General features: G+C 69.0%; 19 protein-coding genes and 1 pseudogene. 5 read left to right on the top strand and 15 right to left on the bottom strand.

Features of this window, described 5'->3' with window-relative positions; translation table 11 throughout:
* Nucleotides 1–42 precede the first annotated feature (42 nt).
* A complete protein-coding gene (locus NS3_RS15175) occupies nt 43–363 on the bottom strand; it encodes a DMT family transporter (protein WP_067860090.1) in 321 nt (106 codons plus the stop codon).
* A 47-nt stretch (nt 364–410) separates the two neighbouring features.
* Complete coding sequence (locus NS3_RS15170) at nt 411–782, bottom strand: DMT family transporter (RefSeq protein WP_067860339.1); 372 nt, start codon at nt 780–782, stop codon at nt 411–413.
* Between the two features lie 154 nt (nt 783–936).
* Between NS3_RS15170 and NS3_RS15165 the strand changes: the two genes are divergently transcribed.
* On the top strand, nt 937–1,365 hold the full coding sequence (locus NS3_RS15165) for a MarR family winged helix-turn-helix transcriptional regulator (RefSeq protein WP_067860337.1): 429 nt from the start codon (nt 937–939) through the stop codon (nt 1,363–1,365).
* 58 nt (nt 1,366–1,423) lie between these two features.
* On the opposite strand, the gene NS3_RS15160 is transcribed toward NS3_RS15165, so the two are convergent.
* From NS3_RS15160 to NS3_RS15130, 7 genes are all read right to left on the bottom strand, one after another.
* Nucleotides 1,424–1,756: a TfoX/Sxy family protein gene (locus tag NS3_RS15160; RefSeq protein ID WP_067860088.1), complete on the bottom strand. Its 333-nt coding sequence runs from the start codon at nt 1,754–1,756 to the stop codon at nt 1,424–1,426.
* Between the two features lie 143 nt (nt 1,757–1,899).
* Nucleotides 1,900–2,223 (bottom strand): hypothetical protein, encoded by a 324-nt coding sequence (locus NS3_RS15155; RefSeq protein WP_067860086.1) that lies wholly within the window; start codon nt 2,221–2,223, stop codon nt 1,900–1,902.
* Nucleotides 2,224–2,276: 53 nt separating this feature from the next.
* Entirely contained in the window at nt 2,277–3,020 is a 744-nt protein-coding gene (locus NS3_RS15150; RefSeq protein ID WP_067860335.1) for a sirohydrochlorin chelatase, read from the bottom strand.
* Complete coding sequence (locus NS3_RS15145; protein WP_067860084.1) at nt 3,017–4,240, bottom strand: uroporphyrinogen-III synthase; 1,224 nt, start codon at nt 4,238–4,240, stop codon at nt 3,017–3,019. The genes NS3_RS15150 and NS3_RS15145 overlap by 4 nt, the downstream gene beginning before the upstream one ends.
* A gap of 7 nt (nt 4,241–4,247) precedes the next feature.
* Nucleotides 4,248–4,643, bottom strand: coding sequence for a nitrite reductase small subunit NirD (gene nirD / locus NS3_RS15140; RefSeq protein ID WP_067860082.1), 396 nt, complete (start codon nt 4,641–4,643; stop codon nt 4,248–4,250).
* Nucleotides 4,644–4,730: 87 nt separating this feature from the next.
* Nucleotides 4,731–7,265, bottom strand: a complete 2,535-nt coding sequence (gene nirB / locus NS3_RS15135; RefSeq protein WP_067860080.1) for a nitrite reductase large subunit NirB — start codon at nt 7,263–7,265, stop codon at nt 4,731–4,733.
* A 28-nt stretch (nt 7,266–7,293) separates the two neighbouring features.
* Nucleotides 7,294–8,730, bottom strand: coding sequence for an MFS transporter (locus NS3_RS15130; protein ID WP_157101361.1), 1,437 nt, complete (start codon nt 8,728–8,730; stop codon nt 7,294–7,296).
* A 344-nt stretch (nt 8,731–9,074) separates the two neighbouring features.
* On the opposite strand from NS3_RS15130, the gene NS3_RS15125 reads away from it, so the two are divergent.
* Both NS3_RS15125 and NS3_RS15120 read left to right on the top strand, forming a co-directional pair.
* On the top strand, nt 9,075–9,752 hold the full coding sequence (locus NS3_RS15125; protein ID WP_067860076.1) for a FadR/GntR family transcriptional regulator: 678 nt from the start codon (nt 9,075–9,077) through the stop codon (nt 9,750–9,752).
* Nucleotides 9,753–9,897: 145 nt separating this feature from the next.
* Complete coding sequence (locus NS3_RS15120; RefSeq protein ID WP_067860074.1) at nt 9,898–11,382, top strand: MFS transporter; 1,485 nt, start codon at nt 9,898–9,900, stop codon at nt 11,380–11,382.
* Nucleotides 11,383–11,515: 133 nt separating this feature from the next.
* Here the strand turns inward: NS3_RS15120 and NS3_RS15115 are convergent, their stop codons facing one another.
* The 3 genes from NS3_RS15115 to NS3_RS15105 all read right to left on the bottom strand — a co-directional run bounded on the left by NS3_RS15115 (nt 11,516) and on the right by NS3_RS15105 (nt 14,862).
* Nucleotides 11,516–12,376: a TIGR02569 family protein gene (locus tag NS3_RS15115; RefSeq protein WP_067860072.1), complete on the bottom strand. Its 861-nt coding sequence runs from the start codon at nt 12,374–12,376 to the stop codon at nt 11,516–11,518.
* A 98-nt stretch (nt 12,377–12,474) separates the two neighbouring features.
* The gene (gene moeZ, locus NS3_RS15110; RefSeq protein ID WP_067860070.1) at nt 12,475–13,659 is read right to left on the bottom strand and encodes an adenylyltransferase/sulfurtransferase MoeZ; all 1,185 of its coding nucleotides are present in this window, start codon (nt 13,657–13,659) and stop codon (nt 12,475–12,477) included.
* A gap of 120 nt (nt 13,660–13,779) precedes the next feature.
* Nucleotides 13,780–14,862 carry a DUF3152 domain-containing protein gene (locus tag NS3_RS15105; protein ID WP_373865312.1) on the bottom strand — a complete coding sequence of 361 codons (1,083 nt, stop codon included), beginning with the start codon at nt 14,860–14,862 and terminating at the stop codon, nt 13,780–13,782.
* Nucleotides 14,863–15,061: 199 nt separating this feature from the next.
* Between NS3_RS15105 and fasR the strand changes: the two genes are divergently transcribed.
* Entirely contained in the window at nt 15,062–15,736 is a 675-nt protein-coding gene (fasR, locus tag NS3_RS15100) for an HTH-type transcriptional activator FasR (RefSeq protein ID WP_067860068.1), read from the top strand.
* Nucleotides 15,737–15,818: 82 nt separating this feature from the next.
* On the opposite strand, the gene NS3_RS15095 is transcribed toward fasR, so the two are convergent.
* The 3 genes from NS3_RS15095 to NS3_RS15085 all read right to left on the bottom strand — a co-directional run bounded on the left by NS3_RS15095 (nt 15,819) and on the right by NS3_RS15085 (nt 18,040).
* The gene (locus NS3_RS15095) at nt 15,819–16,046 is read right to left on the bottom strand and encodes a DUF3107 domain-containing protein (protein ID WP_067860067.1); all 228 of its coding nucleotides are present in this window, start codon (nt 16,044–16,046) and stop codon (nt 15,819–15,821) included.
* Nucleotides 16,047–16,179: 133 nt separating this feature from the next.
* Nucleotides 16,180–16,914, bottom strand: coding sequence for a ferritin-like fold-containing protein (locus NS3_RS15090; protein ID WP_218018243.1), 735 nt, complete (start codon nt 16,912–16,914; stop codon nt 16,180–16,182).
* A 67-nt stretch (nt 16,915–16,981) separates the two neighbouring features.
* On the bottom strand, nt 16,982–18,040 hold the full coding sequence (locus NS3_RS15085; protein ID WP_067860065.1) for an alpha/beta fold hydrolase: 1,059 nt from the start codon (nt 18,038–18,040) through the stop codon (nt 16,982–16,984).
* Nucleotides 18,041–18,589: 549 nt separating this feature from the next.
* On the opposite strand from NS3_RS15085, the pseudogene NS3_RS15080 reads away from it, so the two are divergent.
* Nucleotides 18,590–20,257: pseudogene (locus tag NS3_RS15080) on the top strand (DEAD/DEAH box helicase); the annotation flags it as partial.
* Between the last annotated feature and the right edge of the window lie 648 nt (nt 20,258–20,905).

Below are 20,905 nucleotides of genomic sequence, written 5' to 3'. Positions count from 1 at the left end.
GGGCACAACGCTGTTCGCGACCACGGCGCTGTTCGCGACGATTCAGCCCCCGGCGGCCAGACGCAACACGGCGACCCCGGCGATGATCGCGCCGAACGAGACCACCTTGGGGACGGTGATCCGCTCCTTGTAGATCAGCGCGCCGAGCACCACCGCGCCGATCGCGCCCAACCCGGTCCACACGGTGTAGCCGACGCCGACATCCAGCGTGCGCAACGCCAAGCTCAACGTATAGATGCCGCCCGCGGCGGCGAGCAGTGTGAACACCGAGGGCCACAGTCGCGTGAACCCCTTGGTGGCATTGGTGCCGAGCGCGAACGCGATCTCGAACACCACGGCGATGAGCAGATAGATCCAAGCCATGACAGCACTCCTGACGAACAGATCGATGGGATCGCGCGCGGCGGCGCTCAGGCGGGCACTTCGGATCGCCCTGCGGGCACGTGACCGGCCGAGTTCTCGGCGAGCTTGTCCGCCAGCCGCAGGCCGAGCACTCCGCTGATGATCAGTACGAAGGCCACGATCTTCGGCGCGGTCATCGCCTCGCCGAAGACCACGGTCCCGAGCACCACCGTGCCGACGGACCCGATGCCGGTCCAGACCGTGTAGCCGACCCCGACGTCCAGGGATCGCAAGGCCAGGCTCAGGAAGAAGATCCCGCCCGCCGCCGCGGCCGCGGTCAGCACGGACGGTCCCAGCACGGTGAATCCGTTCGTGGCGTTCGTGGCGAGCGCGAACACGACTTCGAAGACGGAGGCGATGAGCAGATAGACCCAGGGCACGGGCACTCCTTCGGTGGTATTTGTATGTATATGCAACTTTCTACTGCCGGAGATAAGAATGCATGTACATGTAAACTCGTGTCAAGACTCGGGCGCCCGACCCGCGGTCCCCGCCCGTCCATTGGAACAGTGCCGCGCCGAGGAGGTCAGCGCCATGACCGCGACAGCCGACGTCGAGCTGTGGAATCGCCTGCTGCGACTGCATTCTCAGGTGGAGAACCGCCTCGCCACGACCATGCAGCGACGCCACGGGCTCGGCCTGTCGGAGTATCGCGCGCTCGGGCTGCTGGACGGCGCATCGCGCCACGAGTTGCGCATGCAGGAACTCGCCGACGGCCTCGGTCTCAACCAGAGCTCGGTCACCCGGCTCGTCGGCAGGCTCAACGCGGTGGGCTACACCGTCCGCGATCTGTGCCCGGACGACAAGCGCGGCGCCTACACCGTGCTCACCGACGCCGGGCGCGCCCGCTTCCGCGAAGCCCGCACGACCTACGCCGAAACGCTCGTCGGGGCACTCGGCGATATCGCCGCGGACGACCCGCGGATCGCGGCCGTTCTGACCGCGGCCCGAGAAGCCGTATAACGCGAACACATTCCGGCCACCGGCGAGATCGCCGCTGCCGCCGGGACGCCGGCCGCGTCTATTTCACCGGCAGTGTCCGGGCGTAGGCGACGCCACGATGCACCCAGTCGCGAAGACGGGCCGCCGGAACGACGGCTTCGGCAGCCACTTTCAGCCAGCCCGACATCTCCCGGCCGCGCATGACCATCGGCCTGACCCGGTCGTCGTCCACCAGCCGGTCGCCGTCCTCGGGATCGACGCGCACCAGCAGGCCGCCGTCGTGACTGGCGGCCACGGCCATGTTTCCGCCGATCAGGAAAGCGAGGCCGCCGAACATGTGTTTTTCGGAGACATCGGCAGCGGTCGCCAGGAGTTCGCGCACACGCTCGGCGAGTTCGGTGTCATAGGCCACGGATGTCTCCTCCTACGCGCGGCGGCGAACGCTCACGCGCTGATCGCGGCGGCGAACGCCGCCAGGAATCGTGCGGATTGTCGTGTCGGCACGACCGAGCGTGATCGCGCGCCGGATTCCGCCGATGCCGGTGCGTTCACCGGTCAGGAACGGTGCGGGTGTTCGGCCGAATCGAGGATGGCGCGACGCAACTGCGCGGGATCGACCGACAGCGGATCCAGCGGCAGCGGATCGAGGCGGGCGGCTTCGGCGAAGACGCGGTCGAGTCGTTCGCAGACCGGATCCGCGTGCGGCACGGCGTAGCGCGAGGACCCCTGAGCGGGGCGGGAGGAACGCCGGGAGGGCAGCGCGCCCAAGGGCCTGCCACCGACGGTGATCTCACATGCCGCGCCCGCCGCGACCCGTCGGGAGACGGTTCGCGCGTGATCGAGCAGTGACTGCTCTGATACCCGCTCGCGCTTGGACATACCTACGAGCCTAGACCTACCGGCGGTGTGAGCAACGCCGCGCAGGTAACAACTCAGCGTACGTGAACGGCGGTCGATTGCGCTGCGGCGCTGCGATAGCGGTCGGCGAGCAGGCGAACGACCGCGGGATGCACGCCGATCGGCTCGGCCACGCCGTCGGCGCCCGCCTCGTGCAGCCGCTGCTGGAACAGGCCCTGCGCCAGCAGATAGGAGGCGATGACCACCCGGCGCGCGCCCGAATCACGAAGTTCGGCAACGACTTCCGGCACACGAGGTGCGCCGGTGGCGACGTAGGCGATACGCACCGGAGCGTCCAACTGCTCGGTGAGCAGTGCCGCCGCGCGGCGCACATCGGCGCGGGCGCGGGCGTCCGAGGAGCCTGCCGCGGCGAAAACCACCGCGTCGCCGCGCCGCATGCCCGCCGCGCGCAGGCGCATGGTCATGATCCGGGCCAGCGCCGGATCAGGGCCCATCGCCGGAGTCACCGTCACCGTCGGATGCCCGCTCTCGCCGACTTCGCGCGGAACATCCTGATACACGTGGTAACCGGAGGCCAGGAAGGCCGGGATCACCACGGCGGGCATGTCCGGCGCGGTGGCGCGCAGATCACGCAGCACCTCGGACGGAGAAGGACCGAGCACATCGACGAAGGCGGTGCGCACGACCGGCGCGCGGAGTCCGGGCGCGACGGTTTCGGACAGTTCCCGGGTGACCGCCTCGGCGAGCGCGGCGATCATCTCCACTCCCCTGGTGCTCCTGGTGCCGTGCGCCACCAGGACCAGGGCCGGGCCGTTCACCACGCCCCGATCGTCGGCGCGTAGCGCGGCGCACGGGCGGGGGTTCCGATGGACGGGCGCACGACCGGCGCGTTGTCGTCGGCGCATTCGGCGGCGTCGAGCGCCAGCCGATAGCCGCGCTTGACCACGGTCTGAATCGCCTTGGGCGCGCCCAGACCGGCGCGAAGGCGGGCGATCGCGGTCTCCACCGCATGGGTGTCCTCACCGCCGCCGGGCAGCGCGGCCAGCAGGTCCTCACGTGAGACCACCCGGCCGGGCTGGCGGGCCAGCGAACGCATCAAGGCCATCGGCGCGGGCGCCAGCTGACGCACCTCGCCGTCGACGACGACGCACCCGCCGCGCACGCTGACGATGTGCCCGGCCGCGTGGATCCGGTTGGCCCGCCGGGGCAGTTCCTCGGCGACATGCCTGGCCAGCGCACCGAGGCGGGCGCGGGCGGGCATGGAACACGGCACGCCGAGCTCTTCCAGCGGCGCCGCGGTGATCGGGCCGACGCACGCGGGCAGCACCCGGGTCCGCATCGCGTGCAACAGGCCCTCCAGCAGGCCGGTCTCCTTGGCGCGCATGAGCATCGAGGCCACCGCAGGCGCGCTGGTGAAGGTCACGCAGTCCAGCCCCGCGGTGACGATGGATTCGATCAGCTGGTCCATCGGCCCCTGATCCGCAGGCGGGATCCAGCGATACACCGGCACCGGCACCACATCGGCGCCCGCGCAGCGCAGTACCTCGCAGAAGTCGGGGACCGGCTCCCATTCGGTGGTGGCGCCGTGCAACTGCACCGCGATGCGCACGCCCTCCACGCCCTCGGCCAGCAGGTGATCGAGTACCTCCGCCGAGGACTCCGAGGCCGGTGACCACTCCTCGCGCAGTTCCGCGGCGCGGATCGCGCCCTTGGCTTTCGGACCGCGCGCCAGCATCCTGGTCCCGGCCAGGGTGTCGCGCAGTTGTTCGGCCAGCCCCCAGCCCTCGGCCGCTTCCATCCAGCCGCGGAACCCGATACCGGTGGTGGCGACGGCCAATTGCGGCGGCTCGGCGATCAGGGTGCGGGTGACCCGTTCGAGTTCGGTGTCGTCGGCCAGCGGAATGATCCGGATGGCCGGCACCGAAACGATCGACGCCCCCCGCCGGGTCAGCAGCTTGGCGAACTCGTCGGCGCGGCGTGCCGCGGTGATTCCGACAGTGAATCCGGCTAGGCCGTCGCCCGCGTCAATGGTGTTCATAGATAGCTCATCCGTCCGAGGATTCGACCGTGACCGGCTCGTTGGAAATCGAAACGATGCCGTCGTCGACGCGCACCGCGTATACCGGCAACGCCGCCGATTCGTCGTCGAGGCAGTGTCCGTCGATCAGCGAGAACGCCTGCTTGAGCAGGGGCGACGCCACGACGGGAACGCCGCCCCGGTCCCCGACGATGCCGCGCGACATGACCGCCGCCCGGCCGAACGGATCGATGTTGCCGACCGCGGACAAGGTGCCGTCGGTCATCAGGAACAGGGCCGCCTGCCTCCCGCCTCTCAACAGTACCGCCACGCCACGGCCCGGAATCAGAAAGTCCAAGCGGCAGGCCTGCGTCCAGCCGGTCACGGTGGACGGGGCAATGCTGGGTGTATCGATTACGGTCATCGGTTCCTCCTCCGGAAGCCTGTCCCAATTGTTCAGGCGTCCTGTTTCCGCCTGGTTAAGCCGTCATTGCGCCTGACCGGCAGTAGCTCATTTCACGGTGCCCGCGGTGGCGCGCGTCACTTCCGGCATCCCCAGCAGGACCGGGACCTTGCGCTCGCCGCTGTCGTCGAAGGAGATGGTCGGGTCCGACTCCTCCGGAGCGTTGACGAAGGACACGAAGCGCGAGAGCTTGTTCTCGTCCTCGAGCACTGCGGCCCACTCGTCCTGGTAGCCCTCGACATGCTTGGCCATCGCGGCTTCCAACTCCTCGGCGATGCCGAGGCTGTCGTCGCAGACAACGCTCTTCAGGTAGTCCATGCCGCCTTCGAGCGCCTCCTGCCACGGCGCGGTGCGCTGCAAGCGGTCGGCGGTGCGGATGTAGAACATCAGGTAACGGTCGATGTACTTGACCAGCGTCTCGTCGTCGAGTTCGCCTGCCAGCAGCACCGCGTGCTTGGGGGTCAGGCCGCCGTTGCCGCCGACGTAGAGATTCCAGCCGTTCTCGGTGGCGATGACGCCGACGTCCTTGCCGCGGGCCTCGGCGCACTCGCGGGCGCAACCGGAAACGCCCAGCTTGATCTTGTGCGGGGAACGCAGGCCGCGGTAACGCTTCTCCAGCAGCACCGCCATGCCGACCGAGTCCTGCTGGCCGTAGCGGCACCAGGTCGAACCGACGCAGCTCTTCACCGTGCGCAGCGACTTGCCGTAGGCGTGGCCGGATTCCATGCCCGCGTCCACCAGCCGCTTCCAGATCAACGGCAACTGCTCGACGCGGGCGCCGAACAGGTCGATGCGCTGACCGCCGGTGACCTTGACGTAGAGGCCGAATTCCTTGGCGACCTCGCCGATGGTGATCAGCTGATCGGCGGTGACCTCGCCGCCGGGCATCCGCGGCACCACCGAGTAGGTGCCGTTCTTCTGCAGGTTGGCCAGGAAGTGATCGTTGGTGTCCTGCAGCGCGGCGGTCTCGCCGTCGAGGATGTGATCGCTCGAGGTGGAGGCCAGGATGGAGGCCACTGTCGGCTTGCAGATGTCGCAGCCGGAACCCTTGCCGTACTTGGCGATCAGGCCGGAGAAGGTGCGGATGCCGGTGACCTGCACGATTTGGAACAACTCGGCGCGCGACTGCTCGAAGTGCTCGCACAGCGCCTTGGACATCTCGACGCCGGACTGCTCGAGCAGCTTCTTGAGCATCGGCACACAACCGCCGCACGAGGTGCCCGCGGTGGTGCAGCCCTTGACTGCGGCGATGTCGCAGGCGCCTTCGGCGATGGCGCCACAGATGGAGCCCTTGGACACGTTGTTGCAGGAACAGATCTGCGCATCGTCGGGCAGCGCGTCGGCGCCCAGTTCGGCGCCGGCCGGGGAGATGAGCGCGGCCGGATCGGCGGGCAGCGGACGGCCGACCAGCGGGCGCAGCGCCGCGTACTGGCTCGCGTCGCCGACCAGGATGCCCCCGAGCAGGATCTTCGCGTCGTCGGAGACGACCAGCTTGGCGTAGGTGCCCTTGGCGGCGTCGTGCAGCACGACCGACAGCGCGCCCTCGGTGGTGCCGTGCGCGTCGCCGAAGCTGGCCACGTCCACGCCCATCAGCTTGAGCTTGGTCGACATGTCGGCGCCGGGGAATTCGCCCGCGCCGCCGAGCAGCCGGTCGGCGACGATCTCGGCGGTGGTGTAGCCGGGGGCGACCAGGCCGTAGCAGGTGCCCTCGACCGCGGCGCACTCGCCGACCGCCCAGATGTTCGGGTCCGAGGCCTGCATGCCCAGGTCGGTGATGATGCCGCCGCGCGGGCCGACCTCCAGACCCGCGTCGCGGGCGATCTGGTCGTTGGGGCGGATGCCCGCGGAGAACACGACCAGCGCGGCGTCGATGGTCGACTCGTCGGAGAGGGTCAAGCGCAGGCCGGTCTCGGTCTGCTCGATCGAGGAGGTGCCGACGCCGGTGTGCACGTTCAGGCCGAGGTCGGTGACCAGGCGCTCGAGGACCGCGCCGCCGCCTTCGTCGACCTGGGCGGGCATCAGGCGGTTGTTGTACTCGATGACGTGCGGCGTCATGCCGAGCAGCTTGAGCGCGTTGGCCGCCTCCAGGCCGAGCAGGCCGCCGCCGATGACCACACCGTGCGCGCCCGGGCCCGCCGCTTCGGCGGTGGCGCGGATGCCGTCGAGATCGTCGAGGGTGCGGTAGACGAAGCAGCCGGGCAGGTCGTGGCCGGGCACCGGCGGCACGAAGGCGTAGGAGCCGGTGGCCAGCACCAGCGCGTCGTAGCCGATGATCTCGCCCTGGGAGGTGGTGACCTTGCGTGCCTCGCGGTCGATGGACTCGGCGCGACGGCCCAGCTTCAGCTCGACCAGATCGTCACCGGCGTACTCGTTGCCCGGCAGCGCGAGCGCGGCCGGATCCCAAGCCCCGACGTAGGAGGACAGCCCCACGCGGTCGTAGGCGGGCAACTGCTCCTCACCGAGGACGACGACCTGCCAGCGGCCCTCCTCGTCGCGGGAGCGCAGCGCCTCGACGAAGCGATGCCCGACCATGCCGTGGCCGGCCACGACCACTGTCTTGCGTGTGGTGGTTTCGGGGTTCATGAGAGACCTCCCAGGTGGGGATCGGGCGTCAGGCGCCGGCGGACACGACGGACGGGGTGGCGGGAGCGGATTCGACGACCGCGTCGCCGGCGGGCGAGCGCAGGCTCGGCCTGCGCAGGAAGACCATCCAGGTGACCGCGGCGCAGGCGATGTAGAAGGCCAGGAAGACCCAGAACGCGGTGGTCGCGGAGTTGGTGGAGGCGTAGGAGGAGCGCAGCACCAGGTTGATGCCCACGCCGCCGAGCGCGCCGATGGCGCCGACGAAGCCGATGAGCGCGCCGGAGGTGTTCTGCGACCAGGCCGAACGAGCCGCCGGGCTCACGTCCAGGCTCTTGGACTTGGCTTCGAAGACCGACGGGATGATCTTGGTGACCGCGCCGTTGCCGATGCCGGAGAGCACGAACAGGGCGACGAAGCCGATGACCAGCACAGCCATCACGCCACCGGTCGCGACGCCGGCGTTGCCGTCGGCCACCGTGCTCGCGCCGATGACCAGCACGGTGGCGGCCATCATCGCGGCGAAGGTGGCCAGCGAGACCTTGCTACCGCCGAGGCGGTCGGCCAGCTTGCCGCCGTAGGGGCGGGCCAGCGAACCGAGCAGCGGTCCGATGAAGGCGATCTGCGCGGCGTGCAGGGCGGCCTGAGCGGCGGTGTCGCCGCCCGCCTTGAAGCTGATCTGCAAGATCTGGCCGAAGGCGAAGCTGTAGCCGATGAACGAGCCGAAGGTGCCGATGTAGAGGAAGGCGATCGCCCAGGACTGCGGGACCTTCAGCGACTCGATCATGAAGGACAGGTCGGCCTTCTGATTACGCAGGTTGTCCATGTACAGCGCCGCGCCGATGCCCGCCACCGCGATGGCGACCAGGTAGATCGCGCAGATGAGGGTGGCGTACTCGTTGCCGAGGGTGGCAATGACCAGCAGGCCGATCAGCTGGATCACCGGCACGCCGATATTGCCGCCGCCCGCGTTCAACCCCAGCGCCCAGCCTTTGAGCCGCTGCGGGTAGAAGGCGTTGATATTGGTCATCGAGGAGGCGAAGTTGCCGCCGCCGATGCCAGCGAAGGCCGCCACCACCAGGAACGTGGTGTACGAGGTGCCGGGCTGGTTGATGAAGTACAGCGTCAGCAGCGCCGGGATCAGCAGCAGCATCGCGGAGAACACCGTCCAGTTGCGCCCGCCGAATCGGGCGGTGGCCACGGTGTAGGGGATCCGCAGCAGCGCGCCGACCAGGGTCGGCACCGCCATCAGGAAGAACTTGCCCGCGGCGTCGATGCCGTACTTCTCGGTCGGCATGAACAGCACCATGACCGACCAGATGGACCAGATCGAGAAACCGACGTGCTCGGCGAACACCGACCAGATCAGATTGCGCCGGGCGATGTCCTTACCGCCGGCCTCCCAGGCAACGACGTCTTCGGCATCCCAATGCTCGATGTTGTGGTTACGCGTCAGCGTGCTCAACAAGGGCCTCCCAAAATCGGTTGGCCCCAACGGTAGGGAGCGGGTATTGCCGAAATGCTGCCGCGCGTGACGGGTCGATCAACGGTTGCTCACCTGTTCCGGCACGCCGAGGTGAGTTCCGTACTTATGTTTCGCGCATGTGACACAGCGGTTTTCGGCAGGTCACGAAGTGACACGGCCCACCCGAAGGCGGGTGTGAGTGTGACGCGCACAGCATGCGCCCACCGCGCGAGCCTCGCAACCGGAACGTCGAACCGATTCCTCCGACGCGGCTTCCGGCGTTCAATTTTCATCGGATGATCCGATGAAAACAGCTCGCCGAGCCGATCGGCGGTACCCTGTTGTGCGTGCAACCCGTCCGGCGCACCAGCCTCATCGCCCAGGTAACCGAACAACTGCGCGCCGAGGTCCGCTCCGGCCGATGGCCGATCGGCTCCCGCATTCCCACCGAGCCCGAGCTCACCGAATTGACCGGCACCGGGCGCAATACCGTCCGCGAAGCCGTGCAGGCCCTCGTGCACGCGGGCATGCTGCAACGCCGCCAGGGCTCGGGCACCTATGTGGTGGCGGGTTCGGAGGTCGGCGGCACCCTCGGCAAGTACTTCGCCGATGCCCGCGACCGTGACGTGATCGAACTGCGCCTGGCCCTGGACACCACCGCCGCCGCGCTGGCCGCGCGCCGCCGCGACGACGCCGACATCGCCGAACTGCGCCGGCTGCTCGCGGCGCGCGTCGCCCAGGACTGGCGCCTGGACCCCGACTCGATGGCCACCGACGCGGCGCTGCACCGAGCGATCGTGGCCGCCAGTCACAACGCCGTCTACCTCGAGTTCTACGACTCGCTGTTGCCTCGGATCGAAGAGGTCAACCGCGCGCACGCCGCCAAGACCGACGAGTCCTATACCGACGAGCACACCGAGCTCGTCCAGGCGATCATCGACGGTGATCCCGAGCGGGCCGCCGGGACCGCGCGTTGCCTACTGAACACGGTCCTGGCCGCCTATCCCGACCCCGACCTCAGGTGACCGACCGTACGTAACCAAATGTGCACCACGCGCGGTCTCGCGATGTGAGACGGATTTGCCGGGAACGTCACTCGCGCTCATGGCGCCGCAACAACTGGCTTCTACGTTCGACACGACCGAATTACGAGGCGTCGAGAGGAAGCCGATGACCGCCACAGCCGCTGCCGCCGGCCAGCATTCCGAAGCGCCGGCGTTCACGCATCGCAAGCGTGGACGCTGGCTCGATCACTGGGATCCCGACAACACCGCCTTCTGGAAATCCGGCGGAAAGCTCACCGCCAGAAAGAATCTGGGCTTCTCGGTCTTCGCGGAAAACCTCGGATTCAGTGTCTGGGTCATCTGGGGCACCGTCGTCACCAGCATGGGCGCCGCCGGCTTCCCGTTCCTCGAAGGACTCGGCAAGGGCAACCCGGTCGCGGTGAGCAACGCGCTGCTGCTGACCTCCACCCCGACCCTGGTGGGTGCGGCGCTGCGCATTCCGTACACCTTCGCCATCCCCCGCTTCGGCGGGCGCGCGTTCACCGCGTTCAGCGCCGCGATGCTGCTGATCCCCACTCTCGGCCTGGCGTGGTTCGTCAACCAGCCCGGCACCCCGATGTGGGTGTTCATGCTGCTGGCCGCGCTCGCCGGTTTCGGCGGCGGCAACTTCTCCTCGTCGATGGCCAACATCTCGTTCTTCTTCCCCGAGGGCAAGAAGGGCGCCGCGCTGGGCATCAACGCCGCGGGCGGCAACCTCGGTGTCGCGCAGACCCAGCTGGTACTGCCGCTGTTGATCACCCTCGGCACCCATCTGACCGCGAAAGACGCGGCGGGGTACCGGTTCGGCATCACGCTCTCGGTCCTGGTCTGGGTGCCGTTCATCCTGGTGGCCACCTTCGGGGCACTGCGCTACATGGACTCCATCACCACCGCCAAATCCGACGGCAAGTCCTACAAGCTGGCCCTCACCAATCGCCACACCTGGGTGATGTCGTTCCTCTACATCGGCACCTTCGGCTCGTTCATCGGCTTCTCCTTCGCCTTCCCGACCCTGATCAAGGCCAACTTCCCCGATCTGGCGAAGATCGGCTGGATCACCACCCTGGGCAATCTGGCCTTCCTCGGCGCGCTCGTCGGCTCGTTCAGCCGTCCGTTCGGCGGCTGGATCTCCGACAAGATGGGCGGGGCGAAGATCACCGTGGCGGTCTTCACCGGCATGGCGCTGGCGGTGGCCGCGATCGTGGCGGCGCTGGAACTCGACAGCTTCCCGCTCTACCTGATCGCGTTCCTGGTGCTGTTCGTGCTCACCGGCATCGGCAACGGCTCGACCTACCGGATGATCCCGTCGATCTTCAGCGCGGAATCCAAGAAGTACGCCGCCGAGCACGGCCTCGACCTCACCGAAGCCGCGGCCTCGGCCAAGCGGCAGGCCGGTGCGGCAATCGGCGTCATCGGCGCGATCGGCGCCTCCGGCGGCTACCTGCTACAGCAGGCGCTTCGGTTGTCCAACATCAACTTCGGCAGCATGAACCCGGCCTTCTGGGCCTACGCCGGAGCCTTCCTGGTGATGGCCGGTGTCACCTGGTTCTTCTACCTGCGTTCCTCGTTCGCGGTCGGGCGGGTGCCCTCGCTGGCCTACGCCCAGGTGTGATGTCTCCCAACCGGTTCTGAACCGAAGAGTCCTCTCTGTCGACCGATGCCGCGCCGGTCTCCCGGCGCGGCATTCTCGCGCGCTCTGCCGGATCGGACGATCCGCACCTGCCGCGCAGGCCGGTTCGCCCGCCTCAGAGCAGAAAGCGGACCATGTCCGCGGTGCGCGCCAATCCCGGGAACGCCTCGGGCGTCGAACGCGGGTGCAGCGCGTGCACCGCGAGCCGAAACATGACCGCGCGCAACAACATCTGCGGCCATTCGGGCAGATCGGACCAGCGCTCGAGCAGGCCGTCGTCGGCGCCGCCCCACGACAGCGCGTCGACCACCGCGACGCCTGCCGCCCAAGGGGCGGGACGCCAGTACGGGACGATGTCGGACAGGCCGGGCACCTCGGCGCCCTGGAACAGCACGGTGCCGAACAGGTCGCCGTGCACCAGTTGGGGCGGTGTCCGCACCTGCTTGCGCAGCGTGGCCAGCTGACCGATCAGTTCCAGGCTGCGATGGCCGTCGGGCGTGCTGGGCGTGGCGATGCCGCCCGCGCGCAAGCTGCGCAGCGGCACCTGTTCCCAGGCGGCGCGGTCGGCCGCGACGAAGATGTCCACCTCGACCCAGGGCGCGACGGGCGGTTGTGCCAGGAACCGGGGGCGCTCGAGGCCCGCGGTGGCCTGATGCAGCCGCAGCGACACCGAGACGACTTCGTCGTGACGTGGTTGCGGGGTGCCGGGCAGATAGGTGTCGGCGCGCCAGCCCGACACCACGTACCTGCCGTCGGTGGCGCGCACCGGACGCGCCAGCCGCAGACCGTCCACCCGCAGCGTCTCCCGGACCCGCGCGGACCATGCGGCTCTCGCGTGGTCGGCGACCGGCGTCAGCACCACGTCGCCACAGCGCCAGCCACCCTCCCAGTCGCCGAGACAGACCGGCGCGAACCCACGCAGACCGAACGTGGACCGCACGTGCTCGGGTGGTTCCGTGCTGTCGGGGGTGGTCACGACTCGTACGTTAACGCCGTGACGGCGCCCGATTCAGCGCGGCGCGCCGTGGGTGCAGCGTCCGTGATCTGCCGAGGTCCGGGGTGGTGCGGGAGCTGTCAGTAAACCGGCAGCGACGGGTCGATCTGGGTGGCCCAGGCCACGATGCCGCCCTGCATATGGGTGGCGTCGGCGAACCCGGCGCTCTTGAGCACGGCCAGCGCTTCCGCCGAGCGGATACCGGTCTTGCAATACAGCACGATCGGCCGGTTCTGCGGCAGTTCGGAGAGCGCTTCGCCGGAGAGGATGCGATCCTTCGGGATCAGCGTGGCGCCCTCGATGTGCACGATGTCCCACTCGACCGGCTCACGCACGTCGATCAGCTCGATGCCCTTGCCCGAGTCGATCAGGTCCTCGAGTTCCTTCGCGGTGATCGTGGACCCGGCGGAGGCGGCCTGGCCTTCCTCGGACACCACACCGCAGAACGCCTCGTAGTCGATCAGCTCTGTGATCGGCTGACGTTCCGGATCGCGACGCAGCTTGATGGTCCGGTAGGTCATGTCCAGTGCGTCGTAGACCATCAGCCTGCCCAGCAGCGGTTCGCCGATGCCGGTGATCAGCTTGATCGCCTCGGTGACCATGATCGAGCCGATCGAGGCGCACAGCACGCCGAGCACGCCGCCTTCGGCGCAGGAGGGGACCATGCCGGGCGGCGGCGCCTCGGGGTAGAGGTCGCGGTAGTTGATGCCGCGGCCGTCCGGGGCGTCCTCCCAGAACACCGAGGCCTGGCCCTCGAACCGGTAGATCGAACCCCAGACATACGGCTTGCCCGCCAGCACGGCGGCATCGTTGACCAGGTAACGAGTGGCGAAATTGTCGGTGCCGTCCAGGATCAGGTCGTACTGGGCGAACAGCTCCACGGCATTGTCGGGTTCCAGGCGGAACTGGTGCAGCCGCACGTCCACGTCCGAGTTGATCTCGAGAATGGAATCGCGGGCGCTCTCGGCTTTGGGCCTGCCGATGTCGGACTGACCGTGGATGACCTGACGCTGCAGATTCGACGCGTCCACCTCGTCGAATTCCACGATGCCGAGCGTGCCGACACCGGCGGCGGCCAGGTACAGCAGGGCGGGTGACCCGAGTCCGCCCGCGCCGATCACCAGCACCTTGGCGTTCTTCAACCGCTTCTGCCCGTCCACGCCCACATCGGGAATGATCAGGTGACGGCTGTAGCGGGCGATCTCGTCCTTGCTCAGATCCGCGGCCGGCTCGACCAGCGGCGGCAGGGACTTCGAAAGTGACACGTCCAGGACTCCTCGAATCGTGGGGGCCGAATCCCGAAGTACAACGTCGGGGGCTGCGCTGTTCTTCCCGGTAACCGCCCGGCTGTTCTTCCATTGTCCGCCTCGCGGCGACCCGGCTGGTCAGCCGCGCGGATAGGGCCAGGGATTGAACCGGCAACTCTTGCTGTCCATCGGCACCACCCCACCCGGATCGAGAGCGGCGATGGCGTCGTTGTCGGTGCCGAAGGTCTGCTGCATCATGATCGGCGCCAGCCCGCCGTCGGTCTCGCACGGCTGATGCTGGTGATAGCCGATGGCATGGCCGACCTCGTGATTGACCAGATACTGGCGGTAGGACCCGATGTCGCCGTCGAAGGCCAGGGCGCCGCGCACCCAGCGCGCCTCCGAGAGCAGCACCCGGTCCAGACCGGCGTTGTAGCAGGAGGAATCGATCGGGATCTCGAATCCGCAGGCCTCCCGGATGGTCCGGCGCGAGGTGAGGGAGACACGGAAGTCGGGAGTACCCGAATCGACGCGCCGGAAGGCGAATTTCGGATCGTGGACCCAGCTCTTGGGATTGGCCAGGGTGCTGTCGATCATCGTCGCCACCGAGGCGTCGCCGCCGAAACCCGAGGTGTCCACACCGTTCTCGATCTCGACGGTGTAGGAGAAGTGGTATTCGGTTCCCGCGCCCACCTCGGGGCTCGCGCCGGGGACCACCCGCCACTGTCCCGCGCCTGCCTCGGTGAAGGGACCGCCGTCGGGCAGGGCGCCGGTCGGCAGGTCGGCGGGGAAGGAGCCGTCACCGGGCGGAGCGCCGATCACACCGCCCTCGGTCAGCGCGCTCAGTGTGCCGAATCCGGGTTCCTCGCCGTCGGCGGTCAGGCCGGCCCCGCTGCGCATCGCGTCGGCCAGTACCAGCGCGGTCACGGCCAGCAGCACCGGCAGGGCGTAGGCGCGCCAGCCGTAGGTGGACACGAAGCGGCCGAGCGCGCTCTGCTTCTTGACCGGGCGATCAGGACGGGGAGCGCGGCGGTTGTTGTCGGTGGCGGCAGTCGGGTCCCAGCGGGCGCGCAGCGGTTGACGGGAACGGTCGGGGCGCGCCCAGGGTTCGGTCGCGGTCCCCGGGGAGCGGCCGTTGCCTGCGGGTGCGTCCGGCCGCGATGCCACTCCCGAGGTCACATCGTGCCCGCCGCCGGACGGTCTTTCCGTTCGGTCGGTCACGGACACCAGGTTCTCACAGTGCGCGATCGAGGCCACCGGCCGTATACCGCACGCGCCGGCAGGCTGCGAAAAATCTCACCGGCGGGCGATCTCATCGCGCACCCGGGTCGGCTGAGGACACCCGAGCGAGTATCGTGCAGGAAATACCCGGTGTACAACCCCTTTCTTGCCCCGGGGAATCGACTGGGAGAGCGAACATATGACCGACCTCGTGGACCGGATGGCAGCGCGCAGACTGTCCTCCGACGCCCCGCAGCCGCCCAAACGCGGCACCCGGCTGCCGCGCGACGAACGGCGGCAGCAGCTACTCCACGCCGCGAGCGAGGTCTTCGTGCTACGCGGCTACCACGCGGCGGGCATGGACGAGATCTCCCAGGTCGCCGGCGTCAGCAAACCGGTGCTGTACCAGCACTTCACCAGCAAGCTCGAGCTCTACATCGCGGTACTGCAGAACTATGTCGACATGCTGGTGTCGAGCGTGCGCCAGGCGCTGCGCTCCACCACCGACAACAAGCAGCGCGTCCGCGCGGCCGTGCAGGCCTACTTCGATTTCGTGGACAACGAGATGCAGGGCTTCCGGCTGGTCTTCGAATCGGACCTGACCAGCGAGCCGCAGGTGCAGCGCCGTGTCGAGCAGGCGACCGAGGCGTGCGTGGACGCGGTCTTCGACCTGGTGGCCCACGATTCCGGTCTCGACCCCTACCGCGCCCGCATCCTGGCCGTCGGCCTGGTCGGCGCCAGCCAGTTCACCGCGCGCTACTGGCTCGAGGCGGACCGGCCGATCCCGAAGGAAGAGGCCGTCGACACCACCGTCGCGCTGGCCTGGGGCGGTCTGTCGCACGTCCCGCTGCACAACGAGGAGCGCCGGGTCTGACCCGCCGCTCGACCGACCAGACGAACCGAGCCCTCGACGTTCCTTCCGGAACATCGAGGGCTCGGTGTTTTCGGCCCAGGGCTCAGACGGCGGCGAAGCCGACCCGGCCCGCGGTGGAGGTGCCGATCTCGACGTAGGCCACCTTGGCGGCCTGGACCAGGAAGGTGCGGCCCTTGTCGTCGGTCAGCTTCACGATGCCCTCGGCCCCTTTCAGCGCCTCGGACACCAGCGCCTCGACCTCATCCGGCGTCTGTGTGCTGGTGATGACCAACTCGCGGGGGCTATCCGAAATACCGATCTTGACCTCCACGGCCAACCTCCGAACCTAGAGTTCTGTGCTGTCCGAACCAGGCTAGTGCAGTCGCGGGCCCCCGGAGCACACGGAGTGCTGTGCTCTCAGCGAACCCGGGGCGGGCCAACGAACCAGGGCGGTCAGCGAACCGTCAGATGCCCAGCACGGCCATGCGCTCGGCGTGGCTGGCCTGCATGCGCTCGAACAGCGCGCCGATCCCGTTGAGATCGCCGGTCACGGCGAGCACCAGGTCGGTCAGCTCGTCGCGCTGGGCCATCACGTACTGCGCCTGGGTGATCGCCTCCCCGAGCAGCCGCCTGCCCCACAGGGTCAGCCGGTCGCGCTCGGAGCGGTTGTCGCGCACCGCCCGGCGCACCTCTTCCACGACGAACTCCGAGTGGCTGGTCTCGGCGAGCACGTCACGCACGATCGCGGTCACCTCGGGGGTGAGCGCGCCCGCGATCTCGGTGTAGAAGTCCGCCGCGATGCCGTCGCCGACGTAGAACTTCACCATCGACTCGAGCCAGGTCGAGGGGTCGGTGGAGGCGTGATAGGCGCTCAGTGGCCGCACGTAGGGCGCCATGGCGTCGAACACGTCGACGCCGCGCTCGCTCAGCGCGGCGCGCAGGGTCCGGAAGTGGGCCATCTCCGAAGCCGCCATCTCGGCCACCGCGACTTTCCCGCGCAGCGACGGGGAGAGTTCGGCTTCCTCGGCGAGACGGTAGAACGCGGAGATCTCACCGTAGGCCAGCACCGCGAACAGTTCGGTGACGCCGGGATGGTCGGCGGCGATCGGCGGATTCGCCTGACTCCGCGAGGACGAGACAGACTGCGAACTCGAGTCGGATGACGAGACACCGACCGCTGCGGATGACTGTGCTCCCATGCCGCCCAGCGTAGCCCCCGCGGGACGGACGATAGCTCCCGTGTCGCCCGCGGGGCGCCGGTGTCGCTCAGGACACTTCGGCGAGGAACTTCTCCAGCTGGGCCCAGGTGGTCTCGCGTGCGGTTTCGCCGGTGAGAATGCCGAGATGACCGCCGGGCACCGTGTCGTAGCGGACGAACGGGGCGCCGGTCAGCAACCGTGCGCCCGCCGCCACGGCCTTCGCCGGGGTGATCACGTCGGTGGTGCCGCCGATCAGCAAAACCGGCGCGTTCACCTCCGACAGCGCGATCCGCCTGCCGCGCAGTCTCAGTCCGCCGCGGCCGATGTCATTGGCCAGCACCAGCCGTTCCCACAACTGCGCGTAGAACCGGCCGGGGTAGCCGGGCATCGCGGCCATGAACCGGTCGATGGACTCCATCTTGGCCAGCGATTCGGTGCGCGCGATATTGCTGGCGACGAACCAGGGCCGGGTCAGTTCCCGGTTCCACGCCGTGGCCCGATAGGCGGCGCGGGTCAGCGGCGCGGGCACGCCGGTGGCGCGCACGGCGGTCGAGACAGTGCGCCCGCCGTCGATCCTGGCGACCGTGCGCACCGAACCCATGCCCGGCATCTTGTCGTAGTCCAGTGGCGAACCGACCGCGGTGATGGATCGGATCGGCAGGTGCGCGTGCGCGGCGGCGGCGAGCAGGGACAGCGTGCCGCCGATCGACCAGCCGACCAGATCGACGGGCGCTCCGCCGACATCGGCGCTGGTCCGCAGAACGGCATCGGGCAGGATGTCGTCGATCCAGTCCTCGAAGCCCATGCGCCGGTCGGCATAGCCGATCTCGCCGTAGTCGACCAGGTACGGAGTGCGCCCGGTGCCGAGCAGGAAGCGGGCCAGGCTCTGATCCGGTCGCAGGTCGAAGCAGCTCGCGGGCGCGGCCAGCGGGGGCACCAGCAGCACGGGCGGCTGCGCGGCCGCGGCGCCGTCGCGGGCCTCGTCGCGCTCGAATCGGCGTAGCTGCCGATGCGGTTGATCCCAGAGCACCGTCGACGCGGTGGGCTCGGGCGCTTCGACGCCGGGACCGAAGGTCAGTGCCCAGGCATTGCGGGCGGCGAGGGTGACGGTGTCTGCGATGCTCACGCCCAAGAATGTCTCACAGACTGTCGCAGACAGACGCGGGCCACCGTCGCGGACAGTGACAGGCCACAGGGGCGGACAGGCGCGTTCCCCGGCCGTGCCGAGGCCCGCCCGCGCAGCCCGGGTCCCTCCGAATTCACCTGTCGCGCACGGTGAATCCGTTCCGCATAGCGCGTCGGTGATCATTTGCCGAAAATCGACCGGCCCGGAAATTCGGGGGCTGCACATTATCACGCTACAATCAAGGCGGACTGCGGAGAATTTCGTTCCCGAGTCCACCTCGAAGTCACGCCGAACAGCGGTCCGTACACCGATGACCGCGGCGGTGACACCAGGTGGACAGGATGCGTTTCGCAGTCCGGAAATGTGCGCGCACCAGATCCGCATCACCCTCGCGCCGCGCCGATTGCTCCGGGCCGAAAGCGCCCACCGCCCGCCGTCGATCACGACGGGCCAGCGACATCCGGCAGCGGCCACGGTGAACATCACAGGCGGATACGTGGTCGTCGCGGACCGGCCGGTCCGCCCCACGCCTCGTGCGCGCGTGACGCGATGACGAGGAAAGGCACGATCCTGAGCAAGATCACTGTCGAGCAGGAACCAGGTCTGACGGACACCCTGGTGACGGCCGAACTGGACACCACGCATACCGCCCCGACTTTCGCCGAATTGGGAGTGCGCGAGGAAATCGTCCGCGCGCTCGACGAGCGGGGTATCGAACGTACATTCGCAATTCAGGAACTCACCCTTCCGCTGGCGCTGGCCGGTGAGGATCTCATCGGTCAGGCCCGCACCGGTATGGGCAAGACCTTCGGATTCGGCGTCCCGCTGCTGCATCGCGTGGCCACCGCCGATTCGGGCACCACGCCGTTGGACGGCACCCCGCGCGCGCTGGTCATCGTGCCCACCCGCGAGCTGTGCATCCAGGTCACCGAGGATCTCGAGCGCGCGGCCAAGTACCTGCGCAACCACAAGGGCGCCCTGAAGGTCTCCGCGATCTACGGCGGCCGCCCCTACGACTCCCAGATCGCCGCGCTGCGCGACGGCGTCGACGTGGTCGTCGGCACCCCCGGCCGGCTGATGGATCTGGCCAAGCAGAACCACCTGATCCTCGGCAAGATCGGCGTGCTCGTCCTCGACGAGGCCGACGAGATGCTCGATCTGGGCTTCCTGCCCGATATCGAGCGCATCCTCACCATGGTCCCCGCGCAGCGCCAGACGATGCTGTTCTCGGCCACCATGCCCGGCCCGATCATCACCCTGGCCCGCACCTTCCTCACCCGGCCCACCCACATCAGGGCCGAGGAGCCGCACGATTCCGCGGTGCACGACCGCACCGCCCAGTTCGTCTACCGCGCGCACGCGCTGGACAAGGCCGAACTGGTGGCGCGGGTGCTGCAGGCCGACAGCCGCGGCGCCACCATGATCTTCACCCGCACCAAGCGCACCGCTCAGAAGGTTGCCGACGACCTGGCCGAACGCGGATTCGCGGTCGGCGCGGTGCACGGCGACCTCAACCAGGTGCAGCGCGAGAAGGCGCTGGACAAGTTCCGCAAGGGCGCCATCGACGTGCTGGTCGCGACCGACGTGGCCGCGCGCGGCATCGACATCGACGACGTCACCCACGTCATCAATTACCAGTGCCCCGAGGACGAGAAGACCTACGTCCACCGTATCGGCCGGACCGGTCGCGCGGGCCGCACCGGCGTCGCGATCACGCTGATCGACTGGGACGAACTCAACCGCTGGGCAAGCATCGACACCGCCCTCGGCCTCGGCATCCCCGAGCCGGTGGAGACGTACTCACGCTCGCCGCACCTGTTCGCCGACCTCGGTATTCCCGAGGGCATCACCGGCACCGTGCGCAAGGCCCCGCGCGTCCGCGAAGCCGAGGCCGTGGTGGAGGAGCGCCCCGCCCGCGCACCGCGCAAGCGCAACCGCAAGCGGACCCTGCGCGGCAAGCCGCTCGACGAGTCGCAGACCACCGAGAACAGCCGGACCTCGGCAGCCGACACCGCCGAACGCGTCTCCGCCGACACTCCGGCCGCCGATAGCTCGGTCGCGGAAGCGCGCACCGAAGGCGATCGGACGGACACCGGCGAAGCTCCGGCTCGCCGCAGGCGCAGGCGCCGTCGCGGCGGCTCCGGTACGAATACCCATGGTACGCAGGGTGATTCGGCGGTCGCGAACGATTCGACATCGGCCGACGCCGGTGCGCGGGCCGCTACCGTGTCCCAGACCGACGCCGTGACGTCGAGCGAGGCAGTGCCCCGGAGTGAAACCTCGGCTTCCGACGGCGCCGCTCCGCGTGCCGACGCCCCGGCGAGCGATGCGGATGTAGCGAATCTCGCGGTGGCACAAGCCGAGTCGTTCGACGAGGGCGTCGATTCCGCTGCTGTGGCGACCGTCTCGGACGCCGCGACGACCGTGGACGACTCGGTCCGGGCAACGGATGCGGCGGGCGCATCGGAGGTCGAGGCGCCCCGTCGCCGGACTCGTCGTCGTACGGGTGCCACCAAGGCGGCCGACACCGCGACCACCGACACCGCGACCACCGACACGGCGACTGTCACTGCGGCCGCAGATTCCGCTGCGACCGTCGACACCGCTGCGACCGCTCCGGCGGCCGCGGCCACGCCGGCCGAGGCGGAATCGGCGGACGCCGAGGTCGCGCAGGCCCTCGCCGAGCCGGTCGAACGTGCGCCGCGCAAGCGCACCGCCCGTGCCGCCGAGGCAAGCGCAGCGGACGGGCCGACCACTCCCCGCCGTCGCACCCGCAAGGTCGCGACCACCGAACCCGCCGAGGCCGCGACCGCCCGAACCACCGAGGCGGCGACCGCGAAAGCGACCGAGGGCGACAAACCCGCA

The organism is Nocardia shimofusensis NBRC 100134 (assembly GCF_001613125.1).
Taxonomy (GTDB): Bacteria; Actinomycetota; Actinomycetes; order Mycobacteriales; family Mycobacteriaceae; genus Nocardia; species Nocardia shimofusensis.
The sequence above is the reverse complement of the archived record's forward strand: the minus strand, read 5'-3'. Positions and strand labels throughout refer to the sequence as shown.

Bases quoted from the DNA above. Each gene is read 5' to 3' on its own strand.
- NS3_RS15120 (WP_067860074.1), top strand. From the start codon at position 9,898: ATGACCGCCACAGCCGCTGCCGCCGGCCAGCATTCCGAAGCGCCGGCG.
- fasR (WP_067860068.1), top strand. From the start codon at position 15,062: ATGACCGACCTCGTGGACCGGATGGCAGCGCGCAGACTGTCCTCCGAC.
- nirD (WP_067860082.1), bottom strand. From the start codon at position 4,643: ATGACCGTAATCGATACACCCAGCATTGCCCCGTCCACCGTGACCGGC.
- nirB (WP_067860080.1), bottom strand. From the start codon at position 7,265: ATGAACCCCGAAACCACCACACGCAAGACAGTGGTCGTGGCCGGCCAC.
- NS3_RS15090 (WP_218018243.1), bottom strand. From the start codon at position 16,914: ATGGGAGCACAGTCATCCGCAGCGGTCGGTGTCTCGTCATCCGACTCG.
- NS3_RS15175 (WP_067860090.1), bottom strand. From the start codon at position 363: ATGGCTTGGATCTATCTGCTCATCGCCGTGGTGTTCGAGATCGCGTTC.
- NS3_RS15165 (WP_067860337.1), top strand. From the start codon at position 937: ATGACCGCGACAGCCGACGTCGAGCTGTGGAATCGCCTGCTGCGACTG.
- NS3_RS15145 (WP_067860084.1), bottom strand. From the start codon at position 4,240: ATGAACACCATTGACGCGGGCGACGGCCTAGCCGGATTCACTGTCGGA.
- NS3_RS15155 (WP_067860086.1), bottom strand. From the start codon at position 2,223: ATGTCCAAGCGCGAGCGGGTATCAGAGCAGTCACTGCTCGATCACGCG.